The 24,247-nt window shown below is 66.4% G+C and carries 23 protein-coding genes and 4 tRNA genes; 14 read left to right on the top strand and 13 right to left on the bottom strand.

The features are described from left to right. Positions 1-178 precede the first annotated feature (178 nt). From ACTOQ1_RS11965 to ACTOQ1_RS11935, 7 genes are all read right to left on the bottom strand, one after another. Complete coding sequence (locus ACTOQ1_RS11965; RefSeq protein ID WP_389917953.1) at positions 179-349, bottom strand: hypothetical protein; 171 nt, start codon at positions 347-349, stop codon at positions 179-181. A 150-nt stretch (positions 350-499) separates the two neighbouring features. Further along, positions 500-1,213, bottom strand: a complete 714-nt coding sequence (locus tag ACTOQ1_RS11960) for a response regulator (protein WP_440066556.1) — start codon at positions 1,211-1,213, stop codon at positions 500-502. Between the two features lie 26 nt (positions 1,214-1,239). Continuing rightward, complete coding sequence (locus ACTOQ1_RS11955; RefSeq protein ID WP_440066486.1) at positions 1,240-2,457, bottom strand: sensor histidine kinase; 1,218 nt, start codon at positions 2,455-2,457, stop codon at positions 1,240-1,242. A gap of 214 nt (positions 2,458-2,671) precedes the next feature. After that, positions 2,672-4,672, bottom strand: coding sequence for a Xaa-Pro dipeptidyl-peptidase (locus ACTOQ1_RS11950; RefSeq protein WP_440066484.1), 2,001 nt, complete (start codon positions 4,670-4,672; stop codon positions 2,672-2,674). A 102-nt stretch (positions 4,673-4,774) separates the two neighbouring features. Then, positions 4,775-5,869: a glycoside hydrolase family 6 protein gene (locus tag ACTOQ1_RS11945; protein ID WP_440066482.1), complete on the bottom strand. Its 1,095-nt coding sequence runs from the start codon at positions 5,867-5,869 to the stop codon at positions 4,775-4,777. Continuing rightward, the gene (locus ACTOQ1_RS11940; protein WP_440066480.1) at positions 5,866-7,998 is read right to left on the bottom strand and encodes a galactose oxidase-like domain-containing protein; all 2,133 of its coding nucleotides are present in this window, start codon (positions 7,996-7,998) and stop codon (positions 5,866-5,868) included. Before ACTOQ1_RS11940 ends, ACTOQ1_RS11945 begins: the two co-directional genes overlap by 4 nt. Beyond that, positions 7,995-9,737, bottom strand: a complete 1,743-nt coding sequence (locus tag ACTOQ1_RS11935) for a glycosyltransferase family 2 protein (RefSeq protein WP_440066479.1) — start codon at positions 9,735-9,737, stop codon at positions 7,995-7,997. Before ACTOQ1_RS11935 ends, ACTOQ1_RS11940 begins: the two co-directional genes overlap by 4 nt. A gap of 231 nt (positions 9,738-9,968) precedes the next feature. On the opposite strand from ACTOQ1_RS11935, the gene ACTOQ1_RS11930 reads away from it, so the two are divergent. Together ACTOQ1_RS11930 and ACTOQ1_RS11925 are read left to right on the top strand one after the other, a co-directional pair. Continuing rightward, positions 9,969-10,715, top strand: coding sequence for a pirin family protein (locus ACTOQ1_RS11930; RefSeq protein ID WP_440066477.1), 747 nt, complete (start codon positions 9,969-9,971; stop codon positions 10,713-10,715). Positions 10,716-10,785: 70 nt separating this feature from the next. Next, positions 10,786-11,436: a nucleotidyltransferase domain-containing protein gene (locus tag ACTOQ1_RS11925; protein ID WP_440066475.1), complete on the top strand. Its 651-nt coding sequence runs from the start codon at positions 10,786-10,788 to the stop codon at positions 11,434-11,436. 67 nt (positions 11,437-11,503) lie between these two features. Here ACTOQ1_RS11925 and ACTOQ1_RS11920 read toward each other — a convergent pair whose 3' ends face one another. Both ACTOQ1_RS11920 and ACTOQ1_RS11915 read right to left on the bottom strand, forming a co-directional pair. Continuing rightward, entirely contained in the window at positions 11,504-12,697 is a 1,194-nt protein-coding gene (locus ACTOQ1_RS11920) for an MBL fold metallo-hydrolase (protein ID WP_440066554.1), read from the bottom strand. Positions 12,698-12,817: 120 nt separating this feature from the next. Beyond that, positions 12,818-12,991 carry a thiamine-binding protein gene (locus ACTOQ1_RS11915; RefSeq protein WP_440066553.1) on the bottom strand — a complete coding sequence of 58 codons (174 nt, stop codon included), beginning with the start codon at positions 12,989-12,991 and terminating at the stop codon, positions 12,818-12,820. A 34-nt stretch (positions 12,992-13,025) separates the two neighbouring features. On the opposite strand from ACTOQ1_RS11915, the gene ACTOQ1_RS11910 reads away from it, so the two are divergent. Next, the gene (locus ACTOQ1_RS11910; RefSeq protein ID WP_440066474.1) at positions 13,026-14,495 is read left to right on the top strand and encodes a recombinase family protein; all 1,470 of its coding nucleotides are present in this window, start codon (positions 13,026-13,028) and stop codon (positions 14,493-14,495) included. Between the two features lie 45 nt (positions 14,496-14,540). Here ACTOQ1_RS11910 and ACTOQ1_RS11905 read toward each other — a convergent pair whose 3' ends face one another. From ACTOQ1_RS11905 to ACTOQ1_RS11895, 3 genes are all read right to left on the bottom strand, one after another. Then, entirely contained in the window at positions 14,541-15,029 is a 489-nt protein-coding gene (locus ACTOQ1_RS11905; protein WP_440066472.1) for a DUF6011 domain-containing protein, read from the bottom strand. A gap of 357 nt (positions 15,030-15,386) precedes the next feature. Next, on the bottom strand, positions 15,387-15,650 hold the full coding sequence (locus ACTOQ1_RS11900) for a hypothetical protein (protein WP_440066470.1): 264 nt from the start codon (positions 15,648-15,650) through the stop codon (positions 15,387-15,389). Continuing rightward, positions 15,647-16,291 carry a hypothetical protein gene (locus ACTOQ1_RS11895; RefSeq protein ID WP_440066468.1) on the bottom strand — a complete coding sequence of 215 codons (645 nt, stop codon included), beginning with the start codon at positions 16,289-16,291 and terminating at the stop codon, positions 15,647-15,649. Before ACTOQ1_RS11895 ends, ACTOQ1_RS11900 begins: the two co-directional genes overlap by 4 nt. Positions 16,292-16,584: 293 nt before the next feature. On the opposite strand from ACTOQ1_RS11895, the gene ACTOQ1_RS11890 reads away from it, so the two are divergent. Continuing rightward, entirely contained in the window at positions 16,585-16,884 is a 300-nt protein-coding gene (locus ACTOQ1_RS11890) for an HNH endonuclease (protein ID WP_440066466.1), read from the top strand. Positions 16,885-17,568: 684 nt separating this feature from the next. Here ACTOQ1_RS11890 and ACTOQ1_RS11885 read toward each other — a convergent pair. Beyond that, the gene (locus ACTOQ1_RS11885; RefSeq protein WP_440066464.1) at positions 17,569-18,048 is read right to left on the bottom strand and encodes a GntR family transcriptional regulator; all 480 of its coding nucleotides are present in this window, start codon (positions 18,046-18,048) and stop codon (positions 17,569-17,571) included. 623 nt (positions 18,049-18,671) lie between these two features. On the opposite strand from ACTOQ1_RS11885, the gene ACTOQ1_RS11880 reads away from it, so the two are divergent. The 10 genes from ACTOQ1_RS11880 (at position 18,672) to ACTOQ1_RS11835 (ending at position 24,235) form a co-directional block, all read left to right on the top strand. Beyond that, a tRNA-His gene (locus ACTOQ1_RS11880) sits at positions 18,672-18,743 on the top strand. A 5-nt stretch (positions 18,744-18,748) separates the two neighbouring features. Next, positions 18,749-18,822: transfer RNA gene (locus tag ACTOQ1_RS11875), tRNA-Leu, on the top strand. Positions 18,823-19,041: 219 nt separating this feature from the next. Then, positions 19,042-19,114: transfer RNA gene (locus ACTOQ1_RS11870), tRNA-Phe, on the top strand. A 77-nt stretch (positions 19,115-19,191) separates the two neighbouring features. After that, positions 19,192-19,263 (top strand) — tRNA-Lys (locus tag ACTOQ1_RS11865). A gap of 37 nt (positions 19,264-19,300) precedes the next feature. Next, the gene (locus tag ACTOQ1_RS11860; RefSeq protein ID WP_440066462.1) at positions 19,301-19,720 is read left to right on the top strand and encodes a hypothetical protein; all 420 of its coding nucleotides are present in this window, start codon (positions 19,301-19,303) and stop codon (positions 19,718-19,720) included. Further along, the gene (locus tag ACTOQ1_RS11855) at positions 19,721-19,915 is read left to right on the top strand and encodes a hypothetical protein (protein WP_440066461.1); all 195 of its coding nucleotides are present in this window, start codon (positions 19,721-19,723) and stop codon (positions 19,913-19,915) included. Positions 19,916-19,924: 9 nt separating this feature from the next. Further along, positions 19,925-21,478: a terminase TerL endonuclease subunit gene (locus ACTOQ1_RS11850; protein ID WP_440066459.1), complete on the top strand. Its 1,554-nt coding sequence runs from the start codon at positions 19,925-19,927 to the stop codon at positions 21,476-21,478. An 8-nt stretch (positions 21,479-21,486) separates the two neighbouring features. Next, a complete protein-coding gene (locus tag ACTOQ1_RS11845) occupies positions 21,487-22,914 on the top strand; it encodes a phage portal protein (protein ID WP_440066458.1) in 1,428 nt (475 codons plus the stop codon). An 8-nt stretch (positions 22,915-22,922) separates the two neighbouring features. Further along, on the top strand, positions 22,923-23,639 hold the full coding sequence (locus ACTOQ1_RS11840; protein WP_440066456.1) for a VG15 protein: 717 nt from the start codon (positions 22,923-22,925) through the stop codon (positions 23,637-23,639). A 35-nt stretch (positions 23,640-23,674) separates the two neighbouring features. Further along, entirely contained in the window at positions 23,675-24,235 is a 561-nt protein-coding gene (locus ACTOQ1_RS11835) for a hypothetical protein (RefSeq protein WP_440066454.1), read from the top strand. Positions 24,236-24,247: the final 12 nt, after the last annotated feature.

The following is a 24,247-nucleotide window of genomic DNA, read 5'->3' as shown; positions in this document are numbered from 1 at the left end:
TCCGCCGTTTCCGGCGTCCGGGGCTCCGGCTCCCCCGATTCCGGTGCCTCGGTTCCGGCGCCCCGGCCTCGGGCGACCGGCGGCGGCCGAACGCCCGGACCGGCGACCGGCCTCGCCGGGCCCGGTCGCACCGGCCCCGGTCCCGCCTCCAGGCGCTGGTCTCGCCCCTGGACGGCGGTCAGTCGCGCGTGTTCGAGGAGCGGAAGAGCCTGCTCACGAACATGACCACCACGCCCACCAATCCGATGATCAGAGCCCACTTGAGGAGCGTGAAGAGGAAGCCCAGAACCGAGCCCAGCAGGAGGAAGCCGATCACCACGGCCGCCACGATCAGAAGAATTCGTCCCATGCACTCCACGCTAGGCCCCCGCCGGGCCCGGCGGCAGGCCGGATCCCCGATGCCAGGGACAAGCCAGGGTTTTCCCTCATGACCACCCCGCCGTCCGAGGGCCGGAGACGGTGGTTTTCCATGATCTACGGGGATCGCGCCGTCGCGAGATCACGATGGGGGCGGGGTGGCGACGAGCCCGCCCTCGTAGGCCGCGATGACGAGCTGGGCCCGATCGCGGGCGTGCAGCTTGGCCAGGAGGCGGCCGATGTGGGTCTTGACCGTGCCGACGGTGAGGTGAAGGTGCTCCGCGATCTCGGAGTTGGACATCCCCCTGGCGATGAGGGTGAGCACCTCGTGCTCGCGCTGGGTGATGACGCCGAGGTCTCGCCGGGCCGGGGCGGGATGCGGGCGTAGCAGGAAGTCGGCGATGAGCCGACGGGTGACGGTGGGCGCGAGCAGCGCCTCCCCGGAGGCGACGACGCGGACGGCGGCCAGGAGCTCGGTCGCCGTCGCGCTCTTGACGAGGAATCCGCTCGCGCCGGCCCTGAGCGACGCGTACACGTACTCGTCCTGGTCGAACGTGGTGAGGATCAGGACGCGGATGCCGGCACCGGCCGGGTCCCCGCAGATACGCCTGGTCGCCTCGATCCCGTCCATGTCCGGCATCCGTACGTCCATGAGGACGACGTCCGGTCGCCGTTGGTGGGCCAGGAGCACGGCTTCGGCGCCGGTGCCCGCCTCCCCCACGGTGACCATCCCCGGTGCGGTGTCGATGAGGACCTTGAGGCTGTCGCGTAACAGGACCTGGTCCTCGGCGAGCAGGACCCGGACGGGCGGGGGCTCGTGCGAGGACCGGTCGGGCGGGGCTGCGTCGCCGGTCATGTCGTCGCCGGTCATGTCGTCGCCGGTCATGTCACGGTGCCGCTCGGGTCGTAGGGCAGCCGGGCCGCCACGCGAAAGCCTCCTTCGGGCCGGGTTTCCGCGCTGAAGGTGCCTCCGTACATCTTGGCCCGTTCGCGCATGCCGATCAGGCCGTGTCCGCCGTGTCCGCCGTGGTCGCCGTGGTCGCCGTGGCCCGCTCGCGGCGGCCGGCCGTGGCGGGGACCGTCGTCGACGACCTCGATCACGGCCACCCGCCCGTCGACGTCCACGGCGACCGAGCAACGGGTGGGCCCCGCGTGGGTGACGACGTTGGTCAGGGCCTGCTGCACGATCCGGTACACCGACATCGCGACCGCCGGAGGTGGCGCGGCCTCCTCGCGAACGGTCAGGTCGACCTCGACCCCGGCCGAGCGGGCGTCGGCGGCCAGCTTGGGCAGGCCCGCCATGCCGGGGACGGGCAGGATGGCCTCCTGCAGATCCCCGTCGGACCGCAGAAGGCCGAGCACCCGGTGGATCTCGGCGAGCGTGCTTCGGCTGGTCTGCTCGATGACGGCCAGCGCGGCGCGCACCTCCTGAGGGCGGGCGTCGGCGACATGGTTGGCCACGGTGGCCTTGACGGCGATCAGGCTCATGCTGTGGCCGATCACATCGTGCAGTTCCCGGGCGATGCGCCTGCGCTCGTCGGTCACCGCGGCCTCGGCGAGGCGAGCGGCCGTGTCCCGCTTCCAGCGCACGACCGTCCCGAGGGTCCATCCGACGGTCAGCAGCACACAGGTCACACCGATCTCGATCGGCCAGTACGGCGGCAGCTCGCTCTTCCACCCCGTGAGCACGAGCCCGGGGAACACCTGGGCGTAGAAGACCAGGATCGAGGCCACCGCGGCGGACGCGCACGTCACCAGGCCCGCCGCCGACCATCCGACCGGGACGACGGTGGCCACCAGGTACAGCACGAGCACGGTCGGCACGAACGACAGCCAGATCATGCCCGCCGCGACGGCACCGGCCATGGTGGCCAGCGCGCCCGCGGCGCACGCCACACCGAGCATGACCCGCGGCCGGCGTCTCCGGACCGCGACCGGGAGGCTCACGACGGCCGCCACCGGCCAGGCCGACCAGAGGGGCCACCACGACGACGGCCCCGGCGGATCGACGATGGCGTACCCGATGGTCAGCGCCAGGACGGCCGCCGCCACCGCGTCGAGGACGCCCCTTCCACCGAACCGCCGCCACGTCCGATCCATGAGGAGAAGTTATCGCCTCACCGGATCACCCGGCGTCTGCCCAGGGTAGGACATTTGCCTCTGTCTTGGGTCGTACCGCCGGTTCACGCGGCCACACGGGATGCGACCCGGCCGGACGCCCGGCCTGGAAGAGGGCCGGGCGTCCGTGCCTTTTCCGAAGGGCTCGTGCCCTCGGAAGGGGTCCGCGTTCCCGGACGAGGCCGGGGACCGGGGGTCAGCGAAGGGCGAAGCGCCCGCCGACGACCGGGAGGGTGACCGAGCTGGATCCCGGGTCGACCGAGACACCGGTGCCCGGGGGCAGGCGCAGGGTGAAGTCGCGGTCGGTGGAGACGAGCACGACGCCGATCCGGTGGCCGGCCTTGACGACGTAGTCGTTCGGCTGGAGGTCGAAGCGGAAGTCGTAGAAGCGGCCCTCGCGCAGGAGCTCGGTCTTCGAGGCCGAGTCGCGGTTGCGGACGTCGAGCCAGCCCCTCGTGATGATCTTGTAGGGGGCGGTCACCGTGGTGTGCTCGGCCAGCCGGGCGCAGCCGGTGTCGCCGGGCACGCCCTGGCCGTAGCAGACCTGGGTGTCGCCGTAGACGACGTCGCCGTACGCGCGGGCGTCGGTGCCGTAGTCGACGAGCAGCGCCGTCAGGTACGGCGAGCGCCCGCCCTTGAACGCGGCGCGCACCTCGACCTCGGGGGTGCCGGACAGGCGCGCGTCGCGGGCCAGCGGAGCCGACAGGTAGGCCAGGCGGTTGGGGTCCGTGGCCTCGGCGTTCTCGGCGAGCTGCTCGGCGGTGCGGGCGCTCTGGTCGACGAAGGACTCGACGGTGTGGCGGCCCCGGGGGCGGTCGGTGCCCAGGGTGCCGTTGCGGCCGTCCTTGCCGGCGGTCAGGTGGAGCCGCGCGTCACGGGTGCCGGGCAGCGGCCACGAGGCGTGCTGGGCCCACTGTCCCGGGCCCGACTCCACGTCGGCCTGCGGCTCGTCCATGATGCCGTTGCGCAGGCCGTACAGGTGGAAGTCGAACCAGCGGTGGAGCTGGCGCAGCCACTCGGCGTTGCGCCCGGCGAAGGAGAACGGGTTGAAGTGCGCGCCCTGGTGGAGCCAGATCTTGCGGGGCACGTTCCGCTTCGCGAGGGCGTCCCACCACTGGACGGCCTGCTTGGTCTTGACGTTCCAGTCGTTGAGGCCGTGCACCAGGAAGACCGCGGCGCGGACCTTGTTCACGTCGTTGAGGTAGTTGCGCTGATCCCAGAAGTCGGAGTAGTCGCCGGTGACCCGATCCTGGTCCTTCTCGATCCGGTCCATCAGCGCGCCGCAGGCCTGCGTGGCGTTCTCGCGGGTCAGGACGTAGCGGGCGAGCACGTCGGCGTCCTCACCCTGGTAGCCGCCGGGCGCCAGCACGCCGCCGTTGGCGCGGTAGTAGTCGTACCAGGAGGAGATGGCCGCGATCGGCACGATCGCCTTGAGTCCCTTGACCCCGGTCGCGGCGACGGCGTTGGGCAGCGTGCCGTTGTAGGAGACGCCGATCATGCCGACGTTCCCGGTGGACCAGTCGGCCCTGATCTCGTTCCCTGCCGCGTCGAACCCCCGGGCCCGGCCGTTGAGCCAGTCGATCGCGGCCTTGGGGCCCGCGGTCTCGTTGTCCAGGCCGGTCGTGGGGCAGCCGGTCGCCCGTCCCGAGCCGAGGTTCTCCACCAGCGCGATCGCGTAGCCGCGCGGCACGAAGTAGTTGTCGTAGTAGCCGCGGAAGGGCGGCGCGGCCGCGCGGTTCACGTCGGAGCCGTCGACGCCGAACATCTCGTCGCGCAGGTCGTTGAACTTGTTGCGCCGGTACTCCATGCCCGCGGGGTCGGAGCCGTCGAGGTCGACGACGTGGTTGGGCACGTCGTTGCCGCCCGCGTAGTAGGGGCTGGCCTCCATGACGACCGGGACCTTCAGTCCCGACGCGGTCTCCTTGGGGCGCATGATGTCGACGGCGACCCGGTCGGGGCGGCCGTCGGCGTCGCTGTCGACCCCGGCGACCTCGACGAACACGGTCTCGGTGAGCGCGTCGGCGCGCGAGTAGATCGGCTGGGTCTCGCCGTTCTCGATCGGGGGGGCCGCGGATCGCGCGGCGGCGGCGGGCAACGCGCCGGTGGGCAGCACACCGGCGGGAAGCGCGGCAGCCGGCAGGACGCCGCTTGGCAGGGTGACCGCCAGTGCGACGATGACCGTCTTCCATCTGTTCATCGAGGAAAGCTCCCAGAGGGTCGCTGAAAAAACTGACAACTCCGGTCAATCTCCTGCGAAGCAATCTTGACCTGCAAGATCGAAGATATAACGAATAAGCGGCTATCTCGCGTTACGCGCGAGTTCCAGCGCGTATTCGGGGAACCAGTCGCCGGCGCGGGGCTCTCCCCGGTGGCATTCGCCGTCCGACTCGCCGGGGCGTTTGATCCACAGGAAGGCGTCGATCCGCTCGTGGCCGGTCTTGGTGGTCGGCTCCGTGCCGAGCGCGCGGCCCTTGGGGTTGCACCACGCGTCGTCGCCCTGCGCGTCGCGGACGGGGCCGTTGCCGTTGCGGGAGGTGTCGATGACGTAGTGGGCCCCGCCGACCGCGTCCGAGAGCCGTTCGGCGACGGCGACACTCTCCTCGACGGTGAAGAAGTTGCTGACGTTGAAGGCGAAGCCGTCGGCCTTGGGCACCCCGGCCCTGCGCATGGGCTCGGCCCACTCGCCCGGGTCCTTGATCCAGCCGGCGTTCCCCGCGTCGACGTAGACCTTGGTGGCGGGCTGCTTCTTCAGCGTCTCCACCGCGCCGCGGAGCAGGTCGAGGCGCTCACCGGCCTGGCCGCCCTGGGTGCAGTTGTCCAGGATGTGGGCGAGCGCGTCGGGCTCGACGACGACCAGGGCGGGCCGGTCGCCGATGCCCTCGGCGAACCGGCCGATCCAGGAGCGGTACTCCTGCGCGCCTGCGGCGCCGCCCGCGGAGAACTGCCCGCAGTCGCGGTTGGGGATGTGGTACGCCACCAGGACCGGGATGCGGCCTGCCTGCCGGGCCCTGGTGGTGATGTCGGCGACCCTGTCCCTCGGATCCTGGTCACCGATCCAGATCGCGTTGGGCCGGTCGGCGATCCTGCGGATCAGCCCGGCCTCCTCGGTCCTGCCCTCCCCCTCGAGCTTGCGGACCTCCTGGGCGGCGGCGCCGTCGGGGTCGACGTAGAAACCGCTCGCGTCCTTGGAAGCGGTGCTCCCCGGGGCGGCGCTCCCCGGGGCGGTGCTCCCCGGGGCGGCGCTCCCCGGGGCGGCGCTCCCCGGGGCGGCGCTCCCCGGGGCGGCGCTCCCCGGGGCGGCGCTCCCCGAGCCGGCGGGCGGCGCGGGGTCGCCGGTGCAGGCCGCCGTCGCGAGAGTGAGAGCCAGCGCGGCTGCGAGGCCGTACCTGTTCATCGAGTACCTCCGGCGTGGGGACCCCGGGCCTGGCCCTGGGGAGCGGAAATGGGCGGGCTGGGGGTGGGGGTGGAAGGGCGGCGTACGCCGCGGGAGGCCGAGGGGGACGTGTCGGCCTCTCCCCGGACGTGAACCCAGCGGGCCGGGGACGGTGTTCCCCGTGCGGTGACCCCGAACAGCATGTACCACCCCGGGGGCACCAGGGCCGGATTGGAGGGGATCTCGGCGATGATCCCGGTCTTCACCCGGGTGAAGTCCAGCCTGATCGAGCGCTGCTCCACGTCGGTGACGTGGGTGACGGCGCTCGGGCGCATCAGCCGTACCTGGTGGATGCGTGCGGCGTCGGGGGTCTGGAACCCGGCCCTGCGGCCCAGGAGCACACTCTCACGCCCGCCGGTGAACACCGGCGCCTTCTCGCCGTTGTGCAGGTAGGTCGGCGTGTAGATCTCGATGCGCTGGTCGAAGGTGCCCGGGAGCGAGCCCGCCTTGTCGCCGAAGAGCGGGTCGGAGCCCATGCCGAGCACCCGGCCGTCGGGCAGCAGGAGGCCCTCGGCGTGGTAGTTGCGGCCGACCGCGGGCGCCGCGGCCTCGTGGAAGCTGTTGCTCTCCGGGCGGTAGACCTCCGCGCGCAGGACGTCGCTGGCGCCGCGCCCCCGGTAGTCGCTGGAGCCGTTGAAGGAGAAGACGGTGTCGTCGGGCAGCAGCACGGCGTTCGGGTAGCGCACCGGGTCGGACAGGTCGGGACCCCTGACGTAGCGCGGGCTGGCCTCGGTGAGGTCGACGATGGCGGTCCTGGCGGTGGCGTTGGGCAGGCCCGGCTGGCGTTCCCCGACCGGTCCTCCGCCCATCACCATGACCCGCTGGTCCTGCGCGGGCGGCAGCAGCACGGAGGCGCCGGTCTCGTTCAGCTCCGGCTCGGGCAACCCGGGTACGGGGGTGAACGCCTCCATCTCGTCGGGTGCCACGCCGCCGACGCCGCCCGGGGCCTTCACCAGCCGGTCGGTGTCGCGGCGGTAGTCCCAGATGCCGGGGGGACGCAGCGCGAGCTGGCCGGGACCGTACCCGGCGCTCATGCCGGAGAAGAAGAGGGTGCCGTCCTCCAGCAGGAACAGCGCGGGGTAGGTGGGGAAGAACCGCTTGGGTCCCGGCCGCCAGGTCTTGGTCTCAGGGTTGTAGATCTCGTTGTCCCTGGTGATCTGCCCCACGACGTCGAGCCCCGAGACGGTCATCACCCTGCCGTCGGGCAGGTTCGTCATGGTCGGGTACCAGCGTCCCTCGGCCATGTCCTGGACCTTGATGTAGCGCTCGGTGACGGGGTCGAACTCGTAGGCGTCCCTGATGCCCTGGAAGTCCTGCTTGTCCAGTGTCATGCTGCCGCCCATGGCGTACAGGTTGCGCTTCTCCCGGCCCTTGAGTCCCTGGATCTCGTAATTGACGGAGCCGGCCGGCGCGGTGAGCAGGCCCGCCGCGCCCTCGGTGACGGCCTCGGCGAAGACCTTGGTCTGGCTGGGCCGGATCCGCACCTTCCCCGGCAGGCCGGTCTCGACCTTCTTCGCGGGCGGCACGCTGACGTGGGCGGTGGTGCGGTAGACCTGCCCGCTGGGGGCGGTCAGCAGCGTGCCGGGGTGGAACTCCCTGGGCTTGGCGTCGGGGTCCTCGTTCTTGATGGTGAGGGCGCCCGCGGCCCGCTTGACCTTGGCCTTCAGCACCTCGAAGCGGCCCGTGCCGCCCGCGATGAGGAGCTTGCCGTCGGGCAGCACCGAGTGTCCGGCGCAGAAGAAGTCGACGGGCGTGTCGACGAGCTTGAACTCGTCCGGCCTGCCCGGCTTCGCCGGGTCCCACAGCACGGTCTTGAAGGTGCCCTTGTCGAAGTTGGCGGCGTTGTTGCCGGAGCCGGCGACGATGAGCACCTTGCCGGTGTGCAGCAGCGCGGCGTGGATGGCGTTGACCTTGAACTTCTCCGGGACGTCGAGGAAGGTCCAGTGGCCGTGAGTGGCCTTGTAGTCGTCGCGGTTGATGCTGTAGTCGTGCCACTGCTCGGTGGCGAACCCCGCGACGGCGGGCAGGTTGATCGCGAGGACGGCGGTCACCACCGCCGCCCCGACCAGGTGCTTGCGCAGGCGGCTCACGACCCGTCACCGACCGCTCGCGAGGCCGCCTTGAGCGCCCGGAGGTTCCAGGCCCAGGTCGTGAGCGGTCCGAGGCAGATGACCAGGGCGAGGATCCCCCACAGGGTCATGACCAGGTGGATGTGGCCGGTCCAGAAGATGGTCAGCAGCAGGCCTCCGCCGAAGATCGCCGCCCACCACAGGTGGATGCGGAACGTGGCGACCTGGTCGGGGCTGGCCGAGTCTCCCTTGGGGGTGACCACGAACTTGCTGGGCCTGCGCAGCGCGGCGCCGATGAGCGAGGTGACGTAGATGGGCGCCGACAGCGCCGACATGACCATCCCGGCCACCCCCGAGGAGCCCTCCGGCTCGTGCGGGCTGACGTTGTGCCGCCGGTTCCAGGTGTAGAGCATGACCTGCAGCAGCGCCGCGTCGCCGTACAGCATGAGCCACACGTCCATCGGCACGGTCACGCCGGAGCCCCCGACGGCCATGAACAGGGTGGCGCTGAGCCCGGCCAGCAGCCAGTTGAGCGCGGACATCGGGTAGAAGGTCACCATCAGGGTGTAGTTGAAGAACCGTCCCGGCGAGAGCTTCGGCGCGGCCCTCCAGAACTGGGTGAGCAGCGTCTCGTAGGTGCCCCGGCTCCAGCGCAGCTGCTGGGTGAAGAAGTCGGTCCACGACGACGGCCCCTCCCCCACGGCCAGCACGTCGGGGGTGTAGACCGACATCCAGCGCTGCCCGGTCTCCGGGTCGCGGGAGCGGTGGAACTCGATGCCGGTGGCCATGTCCTCGGTGATCGAGTCGTACAGGCCGCCGATCTGCTTGAGCGCGCGGATGCGTACGGCGTTGTTGGTGCCGACGAACATCGGCGCGCCGTACAGGTTGCCCGCGCGCTGGATCAGCGAGTGGAACAGGAACTGCTGGCTCTCGGCGGCCTTGGTGACCCCGGCGTCGTAGTTGCCGTAGACCTGGGGGCCGACGACGAAGGCCACCCGCGGGTCGCGGAAGTAGCCGAGCATGCGCTCGCAGAACTCCGGGAGCGGCACGTGGTCGGTGTCGACCGAGACGAAGAAGTCGTAGTCGTCGCCGTGCGCGTCCAGCCAGCTGTTGTAGTTGCCGTGCTTGGTCTTGGCCCGGAAGCTGCCTTTCGGCTGGTTCCACTCGGGCACGCCCTTGCGGCTGAAGTGGTGGGCGCCCAGCCAGTCGCAGAGCTCGTGGATGTCGGGGTCGTCGCCCTCGTCCAGCAGCCAGACGTCGAGCACGCCGTCGTGGCGGATCTTCAGTGCGGCGGCCAGGGTCTCCCTGACCATCTCCAGCGGCTCCTTGCCGGGTACGCAGGTGGTGATGAAGGCCACCCGGGTGCCGGGCTCGGGCGCGACCGGGACCGGGTCCCTGGCCGCGAGCATGGCGTGCACGTTGGAGACCACGCTGACCAGCCGGAAGACCTCGATGAGGGCGATCGCGACGAGCATGATCCGGTCGGCCACCGGCAGGTACCACGGGATCGTGCCGTAGGGGTCGGGCCGGACGGTCCAGTGCTCGGGCAGCAGCAGCCAGACCATGAGGGTGAACTCCACGAGAAGCGCCGCGACCATCAGCAGCACCGCCCGCACCCGGTGTGGCTCGGTGGCCAGCAGGGAGCGGTAGCTCACGCGGTAGGGCACCCCGGGTTCCGGTTCGGTCACGGGCCCGGCGAGCCTGCTGAACCTCTCGTAGTCGTAGGGAGCGATTTTCGCGGCGGGGGCGGGGGCGCTCATCGTTGCGGCGACCTCGGAGCACGCGAAAGCAAGCCCAGCACTGTTCCCCCAGGTAGATCGCATAGGCCGCTCCTCGTCAAGGCGAGGTCACCTGCGGCCCGCGTGGTGATAAATCGTCACACATCATATTCGGATCAGTAAGCAAGATCTCCCCAACCCGGGGATGTGCGGAACATTTCACACGGCTTTCTAGTTTAAGATTCAACAACTGAGGTGAGAGGAAGACCAGGCATGACCGTCGACATCCGCAGGTCCGGCGAACGGCCCGCGACCAAGATCCAATGGCTGGATTCGAAGCACTCCTTCTCCTTCGGCCGCCATCAGGACCCGAACAACACCCACCACGGCGTGCTGCTCGTCAACAACGACGACATCGTCAAGCCCGGCACCGGCTTCGACACCCACCCCCACCAGGACATGGAGATCGTCACCTGGGTGCTGCGCGGCTCCCTCGTCCACCAGGACTCCGAGGGCCACTCCGGGGTGATCTATCCGGGACTGGCCCAGCGGATGAGCGCGGGGACGGGCATCCTCCATTCGGAGAAGAACGACTCATGGCGGCTGCAGGGTGAGCGGCATACCGATCCGGTCCACTTCGTCCAGATGTGGGTGGTGCCCGACGAGGGCGGGCTCACCCCCGGCTACGAGCAGTTGGAGATCGACGCCGAACTGCTCGGCGGCGCCCTGGTCCCGGTCGCCTCGGGCATGGCCAGGGACGCGGGCCGCAGCGCCATCCGCATCAACAACAAATACGCCGCGCTGCACGTGGCCAGGCTCCAGCCGGGCCAGAGCGTGGAACTGCCCGAGGCACCGTTCCTGCACCTGTTCGTCCCCCGAGGCGCCGTCGACCTGGAGGGTGCCGGGCACCTCTCCGAGGGCGACGCCGTCCGCTTCACCGCCACCGGCGGCCAGCGCGTCACCGCGATCACCCCGGCCGAGATCCTGCTCTGGGAGATGCACGCGACCCTCGCCGCCTGACGGGGGGACGGGACGGCCCCGGCGCGAAAACCCGTACCGGCGCCGAGCCGGGGCCTGGCAGGCTGTGCGGATGGAGGTACGGTACGTCCCGGATCACTCGATACTGTCGGTGGTGATCGGCTCGCGGGCATACGGGCTGGAGACGGAGGAGTCGGACGTCGACCGGCGCGGGGTCTTCGTGGCGCCGACCCGGCTGTTCTGGCGGCTGGCCAAGCCGCCCACCCACGTCGACGGGCCACTGCCCGAGCAGTTCTCGTGGGAGGTCGAGCGGTTCTGCGGTCTCGCGCTGGAGGCCAACCCGACGGTCCTGGAGTGCCTGTGGTCGCCGATCGTCGAGCAGGCCACCGCGGCGGGTGAGGAACTGCTCGCCCTCCGGGACGCCTTCGTGTCCGAACGCGCCAACCAGACCTTCGCCGGATACGCCAACGCCCAGTTCCGCCGCCTGGACCCCGCGCGCCCCAAGTGGAAGCAGGCCATGCACATGATCCGCCTGCTGCTCAGCGGCCTGCACCTGGCCCGCCACGGCGAGCCCCTGGTCCGGATGGACGACCACCGCGACCGACTGCTCGCCGTACGGCGGGGAGAGCTCCCCTGGGACGAGGTCGACCGCTGGCGCTCGGAGCTGGTGGCGAGGTTCGGCGGTGCGAACGTGCTGCCCGCCGAGCCCGACCGGCGGCGCGTGGAGGAATACCTGGCGCGCACCAGGGAGGCGGCGCTGTGACCGTCACCCTGCCCTCCTGGCCGGCCGAGATCCCCGCTCCGGGAATCTTCCCGGGATCTTCCGGGGATCAGAGCCTGGGGTCGGAGCCCAGGGGCGGGTAGGCGGGCACCGGCGCCGGCACCTGCCGGGGCCGGCGGGACGTCTCGCCGCCGGGCAGCGTCTCCCACCAGCTCTCCAGCATGGGCACGTCGGCGGTGTCGACGCGCTCGCCCGGGCGGGGAACGACGATGCGGACGTCGCGGGCCTTGGCCTCGCGCCACAGGCGGTCGATCGGCTCGGCCCACGGGTGGGTGGCGAGGGCGAAGGTCGCCCAGTGGACCGGGAGAAACAGCCTGCCGCCCAGGTCGAAGTGGGCGTTGACCGCCTCCTCGGGGTCCATGTGGATGTCGGGCCAGGCGGCGTTGTAGGCGCCGATCGGCATGAGCGTGAGGTCGAACGGGCCGTGCGCGGCGCCGATCCCCGCGTAACCGTCGAAGTATCCGGAGTCGCCCGCGTAGAAGACCTTCTTCTCTCCGGCCGCGATCACCCAAGAGCCCCACAGGGTGACGTTCCGGTTGAAGGTGCGACCTGAGAAGTGGCGGGCGGCGGTCGCGACGAACCGCAGGCCCGCGACGGTCGCCTCCTCGTCCCAGTCGAGCTCGATGATCCGGGAGGCGGGCACGCCCCACCGCTCCAGGTGGGCGCCGATGCCCAGCGGCACCAGGAACGGGGCGGTCTGCAGCGCGGTGAGCCCGCGGACCGTCGCGCGGTCGAGGTGGTCGTAGTGGTCGTGCGAGATCACGATCGCGTCCAGCGGCGGAAGGCCCGCCAGCGGCCCCGGCACCGGGTGCAGGCGCCGCGGGCCGACCAGCTGGGAGGGCGAGGCGCGCCTGCTCCATATCGGGTCGACGAGCACGCGGCGGCCCTCGATCTCCAGCAACGCGGTGGCGTGGCCGTACCAGATGACGCTCAGCCCCGCCGGGGACGGCCCGCCGGACGGTGAGGTCACCACGGGGATCGCGGCGGCCGGGCGGCGCTCCTCGCGGTTGCGGAACATGTTCCAGGCGATCTCCCGCGCGCTCTGCGGGGAGGGCACGAAACCGCCGGGCATGGAGTTGCGGAAGACGCCGTCGTGGAAGCGCGGCGAGCGGCGCATCCGCTCCAGCCGCTCCCCCTTGGCCTCGCCCCCGAGCTCCGCGGGGATGTCCTTCAACGCCCACCCGGCGGCGGCCAGCGCCAGCCCGCCCGCGAGGAGACGCCCGATCGACCTGCTGCCCGCCATGCGGCTCACGCTCCTGAGAATCGTCCGTTCCTGCAGAACGATCCCGGCTCCCTTGGTGTTCCCATTACGCTCTGGGCGGGACAGGCCGCCCGGAGACGACACGCCGGGACGCGAGGGGCGTCACGGGGCGAGATGCCGCTCGACGGTGGCGACCTTGGTCTCCAGACGGCCGCCCTCCCCCTCGCGGATGTCCGCCTTGAGGACGAGGCTGACCCGCCCGGCGCGAGCCTCGACCGCCGCGACGGCGTCCTTGACGACGGTCATGACCTCGTCCCAGGTGTATCGTAGTGAAATACGTACTTATCCCCCGACAAGCGAGGGACGTCACATGCCTCCCCCACGTGCCCAGTTCCCCACAAACGGCCCACTCCGGGCGATCATCTACTGCCGGATTTCCGATGATGATGAGGGCCTAGCCCTAGGCGTGACCCGACAAGAGGAAGACGGCCGGGCGCTGGCCGCAAGTCTCGGCGCAACGGTTGTGGCCGTGTACACGGACAACGACATCGGCGCTAGCACCCGTAGCCGGAGCAAGCCCCGGCCGGGCTACAACCAAATGCATGCTGACGTTCATGCGGGGTTGGCTAACTGCGTCATCTACTACACCAACAGCCGACTTACTCGGCGACCAATGGAGTACGAAGAGATCATCCAACTCGTCGAACAGACGGGCGTTCGTCTCGCTTCCATCAAGTCGAACAACGTTGATCTAACGACGGCTGACGGTAGGCAGATGGGACGCATTCAAGCGGCCATCGACGCGGGCGAAGTGGAACGCGCAGCAGAGCGAATCCAGCGGAAGCTACAGCAAAACCGCGAAATGGGAAAAGTCCACGGCGGGCGCCTTATGACTGGCTGGCTTAGGCCGGACCCCAAGCAAGACATTGGGATCATGACGCATCTGGACCCTGTCGCGGTCGAGAAAATCAACACTGCGGCTGATTGGCTGCTTTCCGGCGTCACCGTCTCTCGGGCCGTGACGCGCTGGCAGAACTCCGGCTTTAAGACCCTAGCCGGGGCCGAATGGATGATAGGCACGTTTCAGTCGCTCATGTCGAATCCACGTCTTGCCGGGCTAGTTGCCTACAGGGGGGAGATCGTAGGCGAGGGCAATTGGCCTGCCGTGATGGACCGTGCAAAGTGGGAAGCGGTTCAGCCTTTCGTCAGAGCGCACGGGAAACGGCCTTTTTCGACTGCACGCAAATTCCTCCTGTCGGGATTCATTTTGTGCGGTAAATGCGGAACCACGCTTTCGGCGCGGCAAGGCAACAAGAGTGATAGGCAAATGCGCTACGCCTGCATTAGGTCGTCCCGTGGCGGATGCGGGGGGATTTCAAGAAACATGGCTTGGCTGGAATCGGTCGTACGTACTTACGTGGAATCCTGTATCACCATAGAGCTAGAGGCGGCGCCGGTAGAGGTCCCTCGGACGGTGGAATCAGAACGGCTAACAGGAGAGATCGAGGGGCTAGAAACCAGGCTCGCGGAAGCTCGCGACGCGGCCGGGGCCGGGCTCATGAGCATGATTGACGCGGGCATCATCATGTCGGACCTACGTGAGCAGATCACGAAGCTAAGAGACTCGCGAGGGCAGGCGGTAGCGACGGAGCGCCGAGATCAGCGGAACCCGGTAGACCTACGCGCGCAATGGGCTAGAGACGACCTAGACACCCTCGGGGAACGGCGGGACATCCTAAGCCGGTACGTGAAACAGGTCATGGTTCACCCGCTCGAAAAAGGCCGCAAGTGGACTAAGGAAAACATGCCTCTCGACTCGATCACCATCATCCCCGCGTAACGCAGAGAAGCCCCCGCCGTAGCGGGGGCTTCCTTATGTCGAGGGCTAGAAACGCTGTTCGCAGATCGGGCCGATACCCTTTTCGATGCTCTCCGGGTTCGTGAGTACGCGGCCACAGATACAGCATGAGCCGGTTTCCCGCCCGAACGCCATGGCCTCCTCAATCGTCAGGGCGTGTTCGGGACGAAGGTCCCGCACAACCCCCCGCGCGATCTCCCGGCAAACCTTGCCGACTTCGTTAAGGAAGATCTCCAGGGCGTACGCCCGGCCCGCTTCCGAAATCCGCACTTCGTAGATGTACTCATGAAGCGAGTAGAACCCGGCCTCAAGCTTCGCCGTCGTCCTGTAAGGCGACTTAAAGAACCGGTCGATAGCCAGACGGGCGACGCCCGGCGGAACCTTCCCAGAGTCCACCAGAGGCTTAACCAGCTCCCACCCCTCGATGGGCTCGCGGTCGCTGGCGAGAGAGCGAATCAGGTCAATCTGCTTAGTGCTGGCGTAGGGGTTCCGGGCGGGGGCGGTTGCGGTCCTCATGGTGTTTCCCTTCGTTCCTGCTGACGAAAGGGACCATAACGCGTGTACACGCTTTCTTGCAACTCGGAAGCTCGCCGACCAGGGGCGATGTCACGCGGAGTGATAACCGCGGTTGCCCCCTGCAAGCCTCTGACCTGCGGGGGGTGGAGGCCGGCGGGCGCGGAGCGTAACCAAAAACAGAAAGCCCCCGCCGTAGCGGGGGCCTGTCTCACGCTGCCTGTTTCTGCACGTCTGCCGTTCTACTCATCCCCACCAGGATGCCCGCGACCCTTGCCCACCGTTCCGGATCGGGGCGGTAATCCCTGACGGCCTGAGCGCGAATCTGAGCCACGACATTCGGGGGAAGCTCGTACGCCATCAGGAAGCCAGGCGAACCGTGTGAGCCACATCAGAGCGGCTGTAATGGGCTTCCTCACGGTGAAGCACCGAGAGCACAATCCCCCGGTTGTAGTCGACGGCGAGACCAATCCGCCCGGCCTGACGAACCCCATACCCTTCCGGCCTGTCCTTCTGACGGTAAGCAATCTCCGGACTGTCGAGACAGGCCCGAATCTCTTCCGGGGTAACGAGCATGTCGAGAGCCCGGCTAAGGGCGTGCTTCGTGAAAGTCCAGTTAGTCACCACAAACCGCCTTGTCCCGCGAACTCTTCATTGCGTTCAGCGTCTAGAACCATGACCAGGCCCCGGAAATGGGGGCCGACCTTACCGAAAACCGCCCCTACCGGGGGGCACGTAAGCAGGGCGACACCGCGCCCCGGAACGTCGGGGCGAACCTTGTTAAACAGCGCCAGGTAGCCGGGGGAAACCATCACCGACTCAGGGAAAGGGCGAGCGTTCTTAACCGCACCCGCGAACATGTCAGCGAGTAGGCGCCACTCAGAACGAAAGCCATCATCGGAAACAACGGCCAGAGCGGTAGCCGTCTCGGCGTTGTTGTCCTCGATAGAGCCGTGCACGATGACCCCATCAGGTTCGACCGTGACGCGGCTTAGAACCTTCCGTGTGCCGTCCTTACGGGCTCTCGCTGCCAGGCCGACCAGATCAGCGCGACTGATCTCTACGGCCACGTGAGGCCCTGTGTAATCCTGTGCGGGGCACGTAGCTTCACCGGCCGTGTAGTGATCAGTCACCGTGACGACAAGCCCGGCAAGCGGGTTACTGGTGACCAGCGCCACGGGCACCGGCCCCCGCGCGGGGAACCAACCCTCGGCGTTCGACAGGGCCTTAGAAAGGTCTGCCGCGTTGACTGTGAGTACTGCCATGCCCGAAATCTACCGCAGTTTCCGAGTTGCAGCCGAGTTGCAACCGGCCTCAGGCATGTGAGGTACATCACATCGTCCGATGGGCAAAGAACCGGCGAAAAGACACGACTACCCATATGCCCCCCCCCACCGGGGGGGTTTGGGGGGGCAGCTAACAAGCCAACCCGCCAAAGGCGGCTAGCTAACAAACACAAAAGCGCTTACGTAGCCCAAGCGGAGTAAGCGAAACAACAATAACTAAGTAGCTAGCTCGCAAGCTCGCTAGCTAGTACGCGCGTGAGGCGCGCGAAACGATGCCACGAGCAAAGCAAATCTGTTCCACGTCTGCCTGTCGGCAGACGGTCAAGGGCAGAGGGAAGTGTAAAGATCACCAGCCCATAGGTTGGTATACACACGACAGACGTAGCCGTCTCCCAAAGGATTGGGAGCGGCGTCGACTAATCGTTCTCCGCAGGGACAACTACACCTGTTACGTCTGCGGTGCCGACGGCACCGAAGTAGACCACGTGAATCCCGGAGACGACCACGACCTAGCTAACCTCGCGGCCATATGCCGCGAGTGCCACAAAGCAAAGACCCTCAGAGAGCGCTAGGACGGCCCTTACCGGGCCGTAGCTCACACCCCCTAGACCAGGTCCCGTCCAGCAGGCCGGGGCCTAACCAACCGCACACAGCCGGGCGGTGAGCCCGGCACGCCCCCCCCGATAGCCAACCCACCTAGCTACCCACTAGGCACACACCCATTGGTGTGTGGTGGTAGTGGTGAATGAATGAGTAGGTGATGGTGTGTTAGGTGTGTATGTGTTCTTTGTATATGTGGTGATTATGTGTTGGTTGTGGAGTGAGTAAGTAGTGGTGTGTAGGTGTGATGGGTATTACATGGATATGTAGTGAGTGTGTTTGTACTCATGGGTGTGATGAGTGTGTGGTGGTGTGGTGAGTAAGTGGTGATGAGGTGAGTGTGGGTTGAGTGAGGTTCCTCCCCACACAGGCGAAGCATCGAGCGCGCTGCGGCGCGCGTACCGCCCACGTCACTAGCCCACGTCACCACGAGGTGACACACCTAGACCGTGTACACGCTCACGTCACGCTCTGTAGCTACCAGGGTGGGGGTACCCCCATGATCACGCGCGTAGGGAACTGTGGAGGGGGTGGCCCTCGGGAAACGTACGGGTCCGGGCTTCCGGTCAGCTAGCTATCGTCACCCTGTGTGACGTGCGCAGACAAGCAAAAACCCCCGCTGGAAAAACGGGGGTTCGCTGTGGGCCTGGTGGTCGTCAGGCTTCCGGCCGAGGATGCCCGACGGCGTAGCCGTCACGTACCAACAGGATGAGCGGCGGCACAGCTTCGCTCTCCTCCGTGGCCCCGTCGGGGACGCTCACGCCCCACTGCGTTCGTGCCTCACGGACCCCCGTGTCCCACACCCATCGCGGGTGTGCGGAGCGCTGTAGCAGCTTGCCGACGGCGTCTAGAACGATGTCGCCGGGCTTCCACTCTTCGGCCCCCTCGGGGGCGTGCTCGCTGGCGCTCTTCACGTAGCTACCTCTCCCGTGCACACGGTCTATGAGCCCTCTCAGTTCCAGGACTTGAAGCGCGCGAACGACGGTGGGACGCGAGTAACCGAACTCGGCGATCAGTTCCGCCTCTGACGGGATGCGGTCGCCCGGCCTGTATGTGCCGTCGGCGATCCTCTCGCGGATCGCCTTGACCACTTGGGCGTATTTGGGCGGGGACCATTCATCGTCCGGTGACGACATGACGTGTTCCTGTCTACTCGACTTGTCATCCAGGGTAGCGCCTTTGGCCCCTTGTGTGACTTGCGATCAGGCCCCCTCGGGCCTGGTCAGTAACTTTGTTTATCCGAAGGGTGATTGATCCTGTCTACGTTCCGTCGGCTTGCCGCCGCTTTCGCTGTTCTTGTCGCTGCCTTTTCCGGCGTGGCCGCTAGTGCCTCTTCGGCTTCCGCTGCGGTAAGTCAGTGCAATGTGATTGCGGACTATCCGTCTTATGCGAGCCCGTATGTGAGCGGTTTCGGTACCGGCCGGTGCAACTCGGCGGGTACGTGGGATTCGATCGGCATCACGGTGAGGCTGACTCGTGACGGTGTGACCGTCGACACCACGGAGGGCGGCCGGTGTTATGGCCCCGGCCCGATCACCTGTGAGGCGCCGGTGCAGGCGACGAACGCTAGCGGCGATCAGGTGTGGTGTACGCACGCGCGTCTGTACAACTACGACACGGGCGCGACTCTGGCGACTGACCAGACGTGCGAAACGTCGGCCTGGCGACAGGCGTAAGAACGTGCAGGGGTTACCGGCGCCGGGCTGATCACTCGCCGACGCGTGTACACGCTGTTTCCTGGTCGCCCCTGCGACACGTGGTGACCGTAGCTCAAAGGTAGAGCGCCGGGTTGTGATGCCGGTACGCGAGGGTTCGAATCCCTTCGGTCACCCTTTTGCCCGCCTAGCCCAATTGGTAGAGGCGCATGTCTTAGGAACATGAGGTTCCCGGTTCGAGTCCGGGGGCGGGTACTGGTTTTCGGCGCTGGCCTAACTAGCCGGTTGGCGAAAACCTAGGGATGCGGTGTAGGGAGCACCCCGGCCCCAAATGGCAGGCTAGTTACCTGCAAATAGGGCGGGCGGAGAGGGTTCGAATCCTTCCATCCTGCGGGTGAGTAGAGCCGGTTCGAATCCGGCACGGTGGCCGGAGTGCCGACCGTTGGTGTAATCGAAGCACGCTCACAGGTTTAACGGTTGTTAGCTCAGATGGTAGAGCAGTGGCGTGAAGTGCCACGGGTACTAGGTTCGATTCCTAGGCAACCGGCGAGGGGAAAGAATGCGGGTTCGAATCCCGCCGGGGCCGATAGGTCCCGTGGTGTAAGGGGCAACACATTCCCCGTGCGGCCGGTAGCTCAATGGCAGAGCAGCGGACTTTTAATCCGCGTGGTCTGGGTTCGAATCCTAGGCGGTCGACGTAATCCAATTGGTAGGCGTAGAAAGGGGGTGGGGCGTGGCTGGCATGGGTCCGGCACCGAAGGAAAACAAGGTTCGTCGTAACGCTGATTCCTTCGATTCCATCACGCTCACTGAACCCGGTGACGTCAAGGCCCCGAAACTTCGGGGCTACACAACGTTGTCGGCGGCTACACGCGCATGGTGGGACACCTGGTGTTCGTCTCCACAAGCGTCGGTGTTCACGCCTACCGATTGGCAACGACTTCAAATGCTCGCCCCTCTGGTCGAGCAGTATTTTGCGGAACCGAAGACGGGCCTACTCGCCGAGATTCGCCTTAACGAGGAACGCCTAGGGGCGACCGTGGCGGACCGCATGCGGCTGCGTATGCGGCTTCCGGGGCCGCAGACGGATACCAAACCGAAGCTCGCCCCCGTGGCGTCTCTAGACGCGCGTCGTAAGTCCCTGGAGGACTAAGTGCCTGAGGCGAAGCTAGCGGGCGTTATCAACGTCACGAAGATTCGGGGCGACTACTTTTCGCTGACGATCGACGGCGCGGAATTCCCTTGGATGACTCAGGGGATGCGGGTCGAGATTCAGCCGGGGCGAGACTTCTCGTCTATCACGATCACGATTCCTGCGAATCGAGTGGAAATCATTCACGAAGCATAGGGGGCTTAGGTGCCGTACGGGCCTGATGGCCGTTGGACGGCACCGGTTCACAGTCTCGGCTATCAGGTCGTTGATTGGATCGAGGCTTACCTAGTTCACGGCCCTGGTGACGTCCAGGGGCAGCCAATCGTCATTGACCGCGAGTATGCCCGGTTCATTGTCGACGCGTACGCCGTCGACAGCAAAGGCCGCAGGGTCGTTAACCGCGCGTTCCTGAGCCGCCCTAAGGGGCGAGCCAAGAGTGAGCTTGCGGGAATGCTGGTCTGCGCCGAGGCGCTAGGCCCGGTTCGCTGCGACGGGTTCGACGCCAACGGGGTTCCCGTTGGAAAGCCGGTCACGTATCCGTTCATCCGGTGTCTAGCGACTGAGGAAAGCCAGGCCGGAAACACGTACGACAACGTCTATTACATGCTCACTGAGGGGCCTGTGGTCGACGCGTACGCGGGTTTGGACGTGAACCTCGGCGCGGTGAACCTGCCCGGCGGCGGGAAGATCGTGCCGTCTACGGCGTCCAGTTCCTCTAAGGACGGCGGTAAAGAGTCGTTCGCAGTGTTCGACGAAAGCCACCTCTACACGCTCCCTGAGCTTCACAGGATGTACGACACGGTTACCCGTAACCTCCTGAAACGAAAGCTCGCGGAACCGTGGGCGTTGGAAACGTCAACGATGTATGCGCCCGGTGAGGGCTCTATTGCAGAGAAGACGCACAGCGATTACCTCAAGGTCGCCGAGGGGTTGCTAGATAGCCCCGGCCTGTTGTTCGACCACAAGGAAGCTCCTCAGGTTTCCCTCAAGAACAAGGCTGAGCTTAAGAAGGCTCTCAAGTACGTTTACGGTCCTGCGGCCGATTGGATGGATCTAGACCGAATGGTCGTGGATCTCCAGACGATGCAAGAGCATGAGGCGCGGCGGTACTTCCTGAATCAGCCGACCGCTACGGCTGATCAATGGATGCTGAAAGAGTCGTGGGAGAACGCGGCCAGTAGTGAGCGCCCGCAACCGGGCGACCAAATCGCTATTGGGTTCGACGGCTCTCTACGGTACGACGCAACGGCAATCATTGGTTGCCGCCTATCCGACGGCCTAGTGTTCCCCATCAAGATTTGGGAGAACCCACACACTTCCGAAGACTGGGAAGTCGATGTGTTGGCCGTCGATGCGGCCATGGCGGAAGCGTTCAAGCTGTACCGCGTCGAATGGGTGTACGCGGATCCCGCGTACTGGCAAGACATCGTAGGCCGGTGGGCATTGGAGTTCGGCGATAACCACGTATTCGAGTTCTGGACTCACCGTGATACGCCGATGGCTAACGCGGTCGAGCGGTTCCGCACCGGTGTGGACACCAACCAGATTTCACACGTCGGGGATAAGACGCTAACCCGGCATGTCTATAACGCGCGTAACCGGGAGGTTCGCGCGGGCACGGTTCTCCGCAAGGAAACCAAGCGAAGCAAGAACCACATTGATGCCTGTATGGCCGCTGTCCTCGCCGTTGAAGCCCGCGCGGATGCGCTGGCAGACGGGCGTATGCGCGTACGGCGCTTTAGGGCAATGAGCTACTGAGAGGGCACATGGATCTATCGGGCCGGGAACCGCAAACCCCGAATGAGTGGATTGACCACCTGACGCGGCAGATTCACATTGAGAGCGCCGAGACCCGCCGCTATGACGAGTATTACGAGGGTAACCACCCTCTAGCGTTTGCTCAGGTGAAATTCCGTGAGGCTTTCGGCGGGATGTTTCAAGGCCAGTGGGCGGACAACTTTTGCGCCCTGGTCGTCGACTCCGTTGCCGAACGTCTACAGGTCGAGGGTTTCCGGCTGACGGAGGACCCTAAGGCCGACCGTGACGCGGCGGATATCTGGCAGCGATCCGGCATGGATGCTGACTCAGACGCGGCTCACACCGATGCTCTGATTCAGCGTCGGGCCTACGTGCACGTGTGGGCCGACGCTGACGGCAAGCCGACCATTACCCCTTACTCGGCGCATGAGATGACCCTGGCCTACGTGCCGGGGTCGAGGCGGACACGTCGTGTCGCCCTTAAGCGTCAGGTGGACGAGTGGGGCACTGAGCACGTTGCCCTGATGACGGCTAAGAGCGTGTACACGACTTCCCGCCCTGAGGGGCGAGACAAGTGGGACGACGGGAAACCGGCGAAGAACCCGCTTGGCGTTGTGCCGGTAATTGCACTGGACAACAGGCCCCGGCTTAACCGTAAGCCAATGAGTGAGCTACACCGGATCATCCCTTTGCAGGACGCCGTGAACAAGGTAATGATTGATGCCTTGGTGGCGAGCGAAATGGGCGCCTTTCCCATGAGGTGGGTAACCGGTTTGGAGCTTGCCGAGGAAGACGGCAAGACCGCCCCCCCGCCTTTCAAGGTGGCGCTAGACAAGATGCTCCACAGTGAGGACCCGAACACGAAGTTCGGCCAGTTCGAAACTGTGGACCTAGCGAACTACGTTCGGCTGATTGATGCGCTCACTACGCACATTGCTTCGGTGTCGCGGATCCCTACGCATTACTTCCTGTTGCAGGCCGGTCAGCCGCCGTCCGGGGAGAGCATCAAGAGCGCTGAGGCGGGCCTGGTGGCGAAGGTCCTACAGCGTCAGCGCTGTTTTGGGGAGGCGTGGGAGGAAGTCATCCGGCTTGCGTTCGCCGTCCTTAAGGACCCTCGGCAGAACGCGCATAGCGCGGAAGTGATTTGGCGTGATCCGGAGTACCGGACTGAGGGCGAGCACGTTGACGCCCTGCTGAAAAAGAAGACGTTCGGCGTGCCGGATCGCCAGCTCCAGGAGGACGCGGGGTACACGCCTGCACAGATCGAGCGGTTCCCCCAGCTCCGCGACGAACAGGCGAAGGAAGCCCGCGACCGCGCCGAGAGGTTCGGCCCCCCGGTTGTCCCTGGTGAGTCTCAGGCCCCGGCCGCGCCGGGCGCCGAGGATACGCAGGGTGACAGCCGCGGAAGTAGCCGGCACCTCGGGGAAGCGGCATAAACCGGACATTGGGGGGCGTATATGACAGCTACAGCCGCAATCGTCTAACGCTCCGTAGTTCGCTGGTTGAGAGCATCCTTAGGTTGTGGCGGGGGCTCTCATCCCACAGAGACGACCAGATCGGGCCGTGGCTGGCCGACGTCGTTCCCATCGTCCGAGGTGGCCAACAGCAGGAAGTCCGTTGGGCACTGGAGACGTACGACAAAGTCTCTCGGGAGACGACGGGGCAACCGGCCCCGGTTATCGACCTGGCCGCCGTTCGCGGCCGGGTTAACGACGTCTCTCTAGAGACCGTGTACACGCGTCCGTTCCACCGCGTATGGACGGACCTCGCCGACGGCAAGCCGTACCCGGCCGCCGTCGAGGCGGTCGCCGACAAGCTAGGCCGAGCGGTCGAGGCAGACCTACAGCTAGCCGCACGCGGCGCTGTTGCCGCCGCCATTGATGCGGATGAACACGTGATCGGGTACCGGCGGGTTCTTTCCGACAGGGATAACCATTGTGCGCTGTGTGTGGTCGCTGCGACGAACACATATAAGCGCGAGGACCTACTGCCGATTCATCCGTCTTGCGCTTGCTCTGTTGAGCAGATTTACGGGACCGCCGAAGACATTGAGGATGCCCTCAATGATCAAGTCGCTTCCGCCTATGAGCGTGCCCTGACAGAGGGCCGCATCAGTGTTACCGAGCACGAAGAGTACGGCCCCTATCTACAGGCGGCCTAAACCCGACATGGGTTATCCGACATGGAGCGAAAAATATGAGTGAGCCGACCATTGAGCCGACGACTGAGCCGACCGACACCGAGGTTCCCGACACGGGCGGTAAGGATTGGGAAGCCGACGCGAAGATGTGGAAGGCGCTAGCGCGCAAGCATGAGAACGGCTTCAAGACGGTCTCTAAGGACCTCGAAACCCTCCGGGCATCTCAGATGACCGAGGCAGAGAAAGCCATTGCTGAGGCGAAGCTAGCGGGCCGTAGTGAGGCCCTGGCCGAGGTCGGCCCCCGGCTTGCCAAGTCTGCGCTTGCGACTGCGGCGGCTAAGGCCGGTGTGAGCCTCCCTGATGAGCGGTTCATCAACTACTCGCCCCTGATGGCGAATGGTGAGCCCGACGCGGACGCTATTACGGCGTTCGTTAAGTCGCTGCCTAAGTCGAACGCCCCTGAGTTCACTCAGGACGTGTTCAACGGCGGTGGCGCCAGTGGCGCCGGTTCGAAGGTTAAGCAGCTCACTCGGGCAGACCTAGCGAACATGACCCATGAGCAGATCAATGCGGCCCGCGATAGCGGCCAGCTAAACACGCTGCTTGGAATCGTTTAACCCATAGAAGGA

Origin of the sequence: Streptosporangium sp. OZ121, from assembly GCF_051918885.1 — a bacterium.
GTDB lineage: Bacteria > Actinomycetota > Actinomycetes > Streptosporangiales > Streptosporangiaceae > Streptosporangium.
This window is presented reverse-complemented; position numbering and strand designations above follow the sequence as displayed.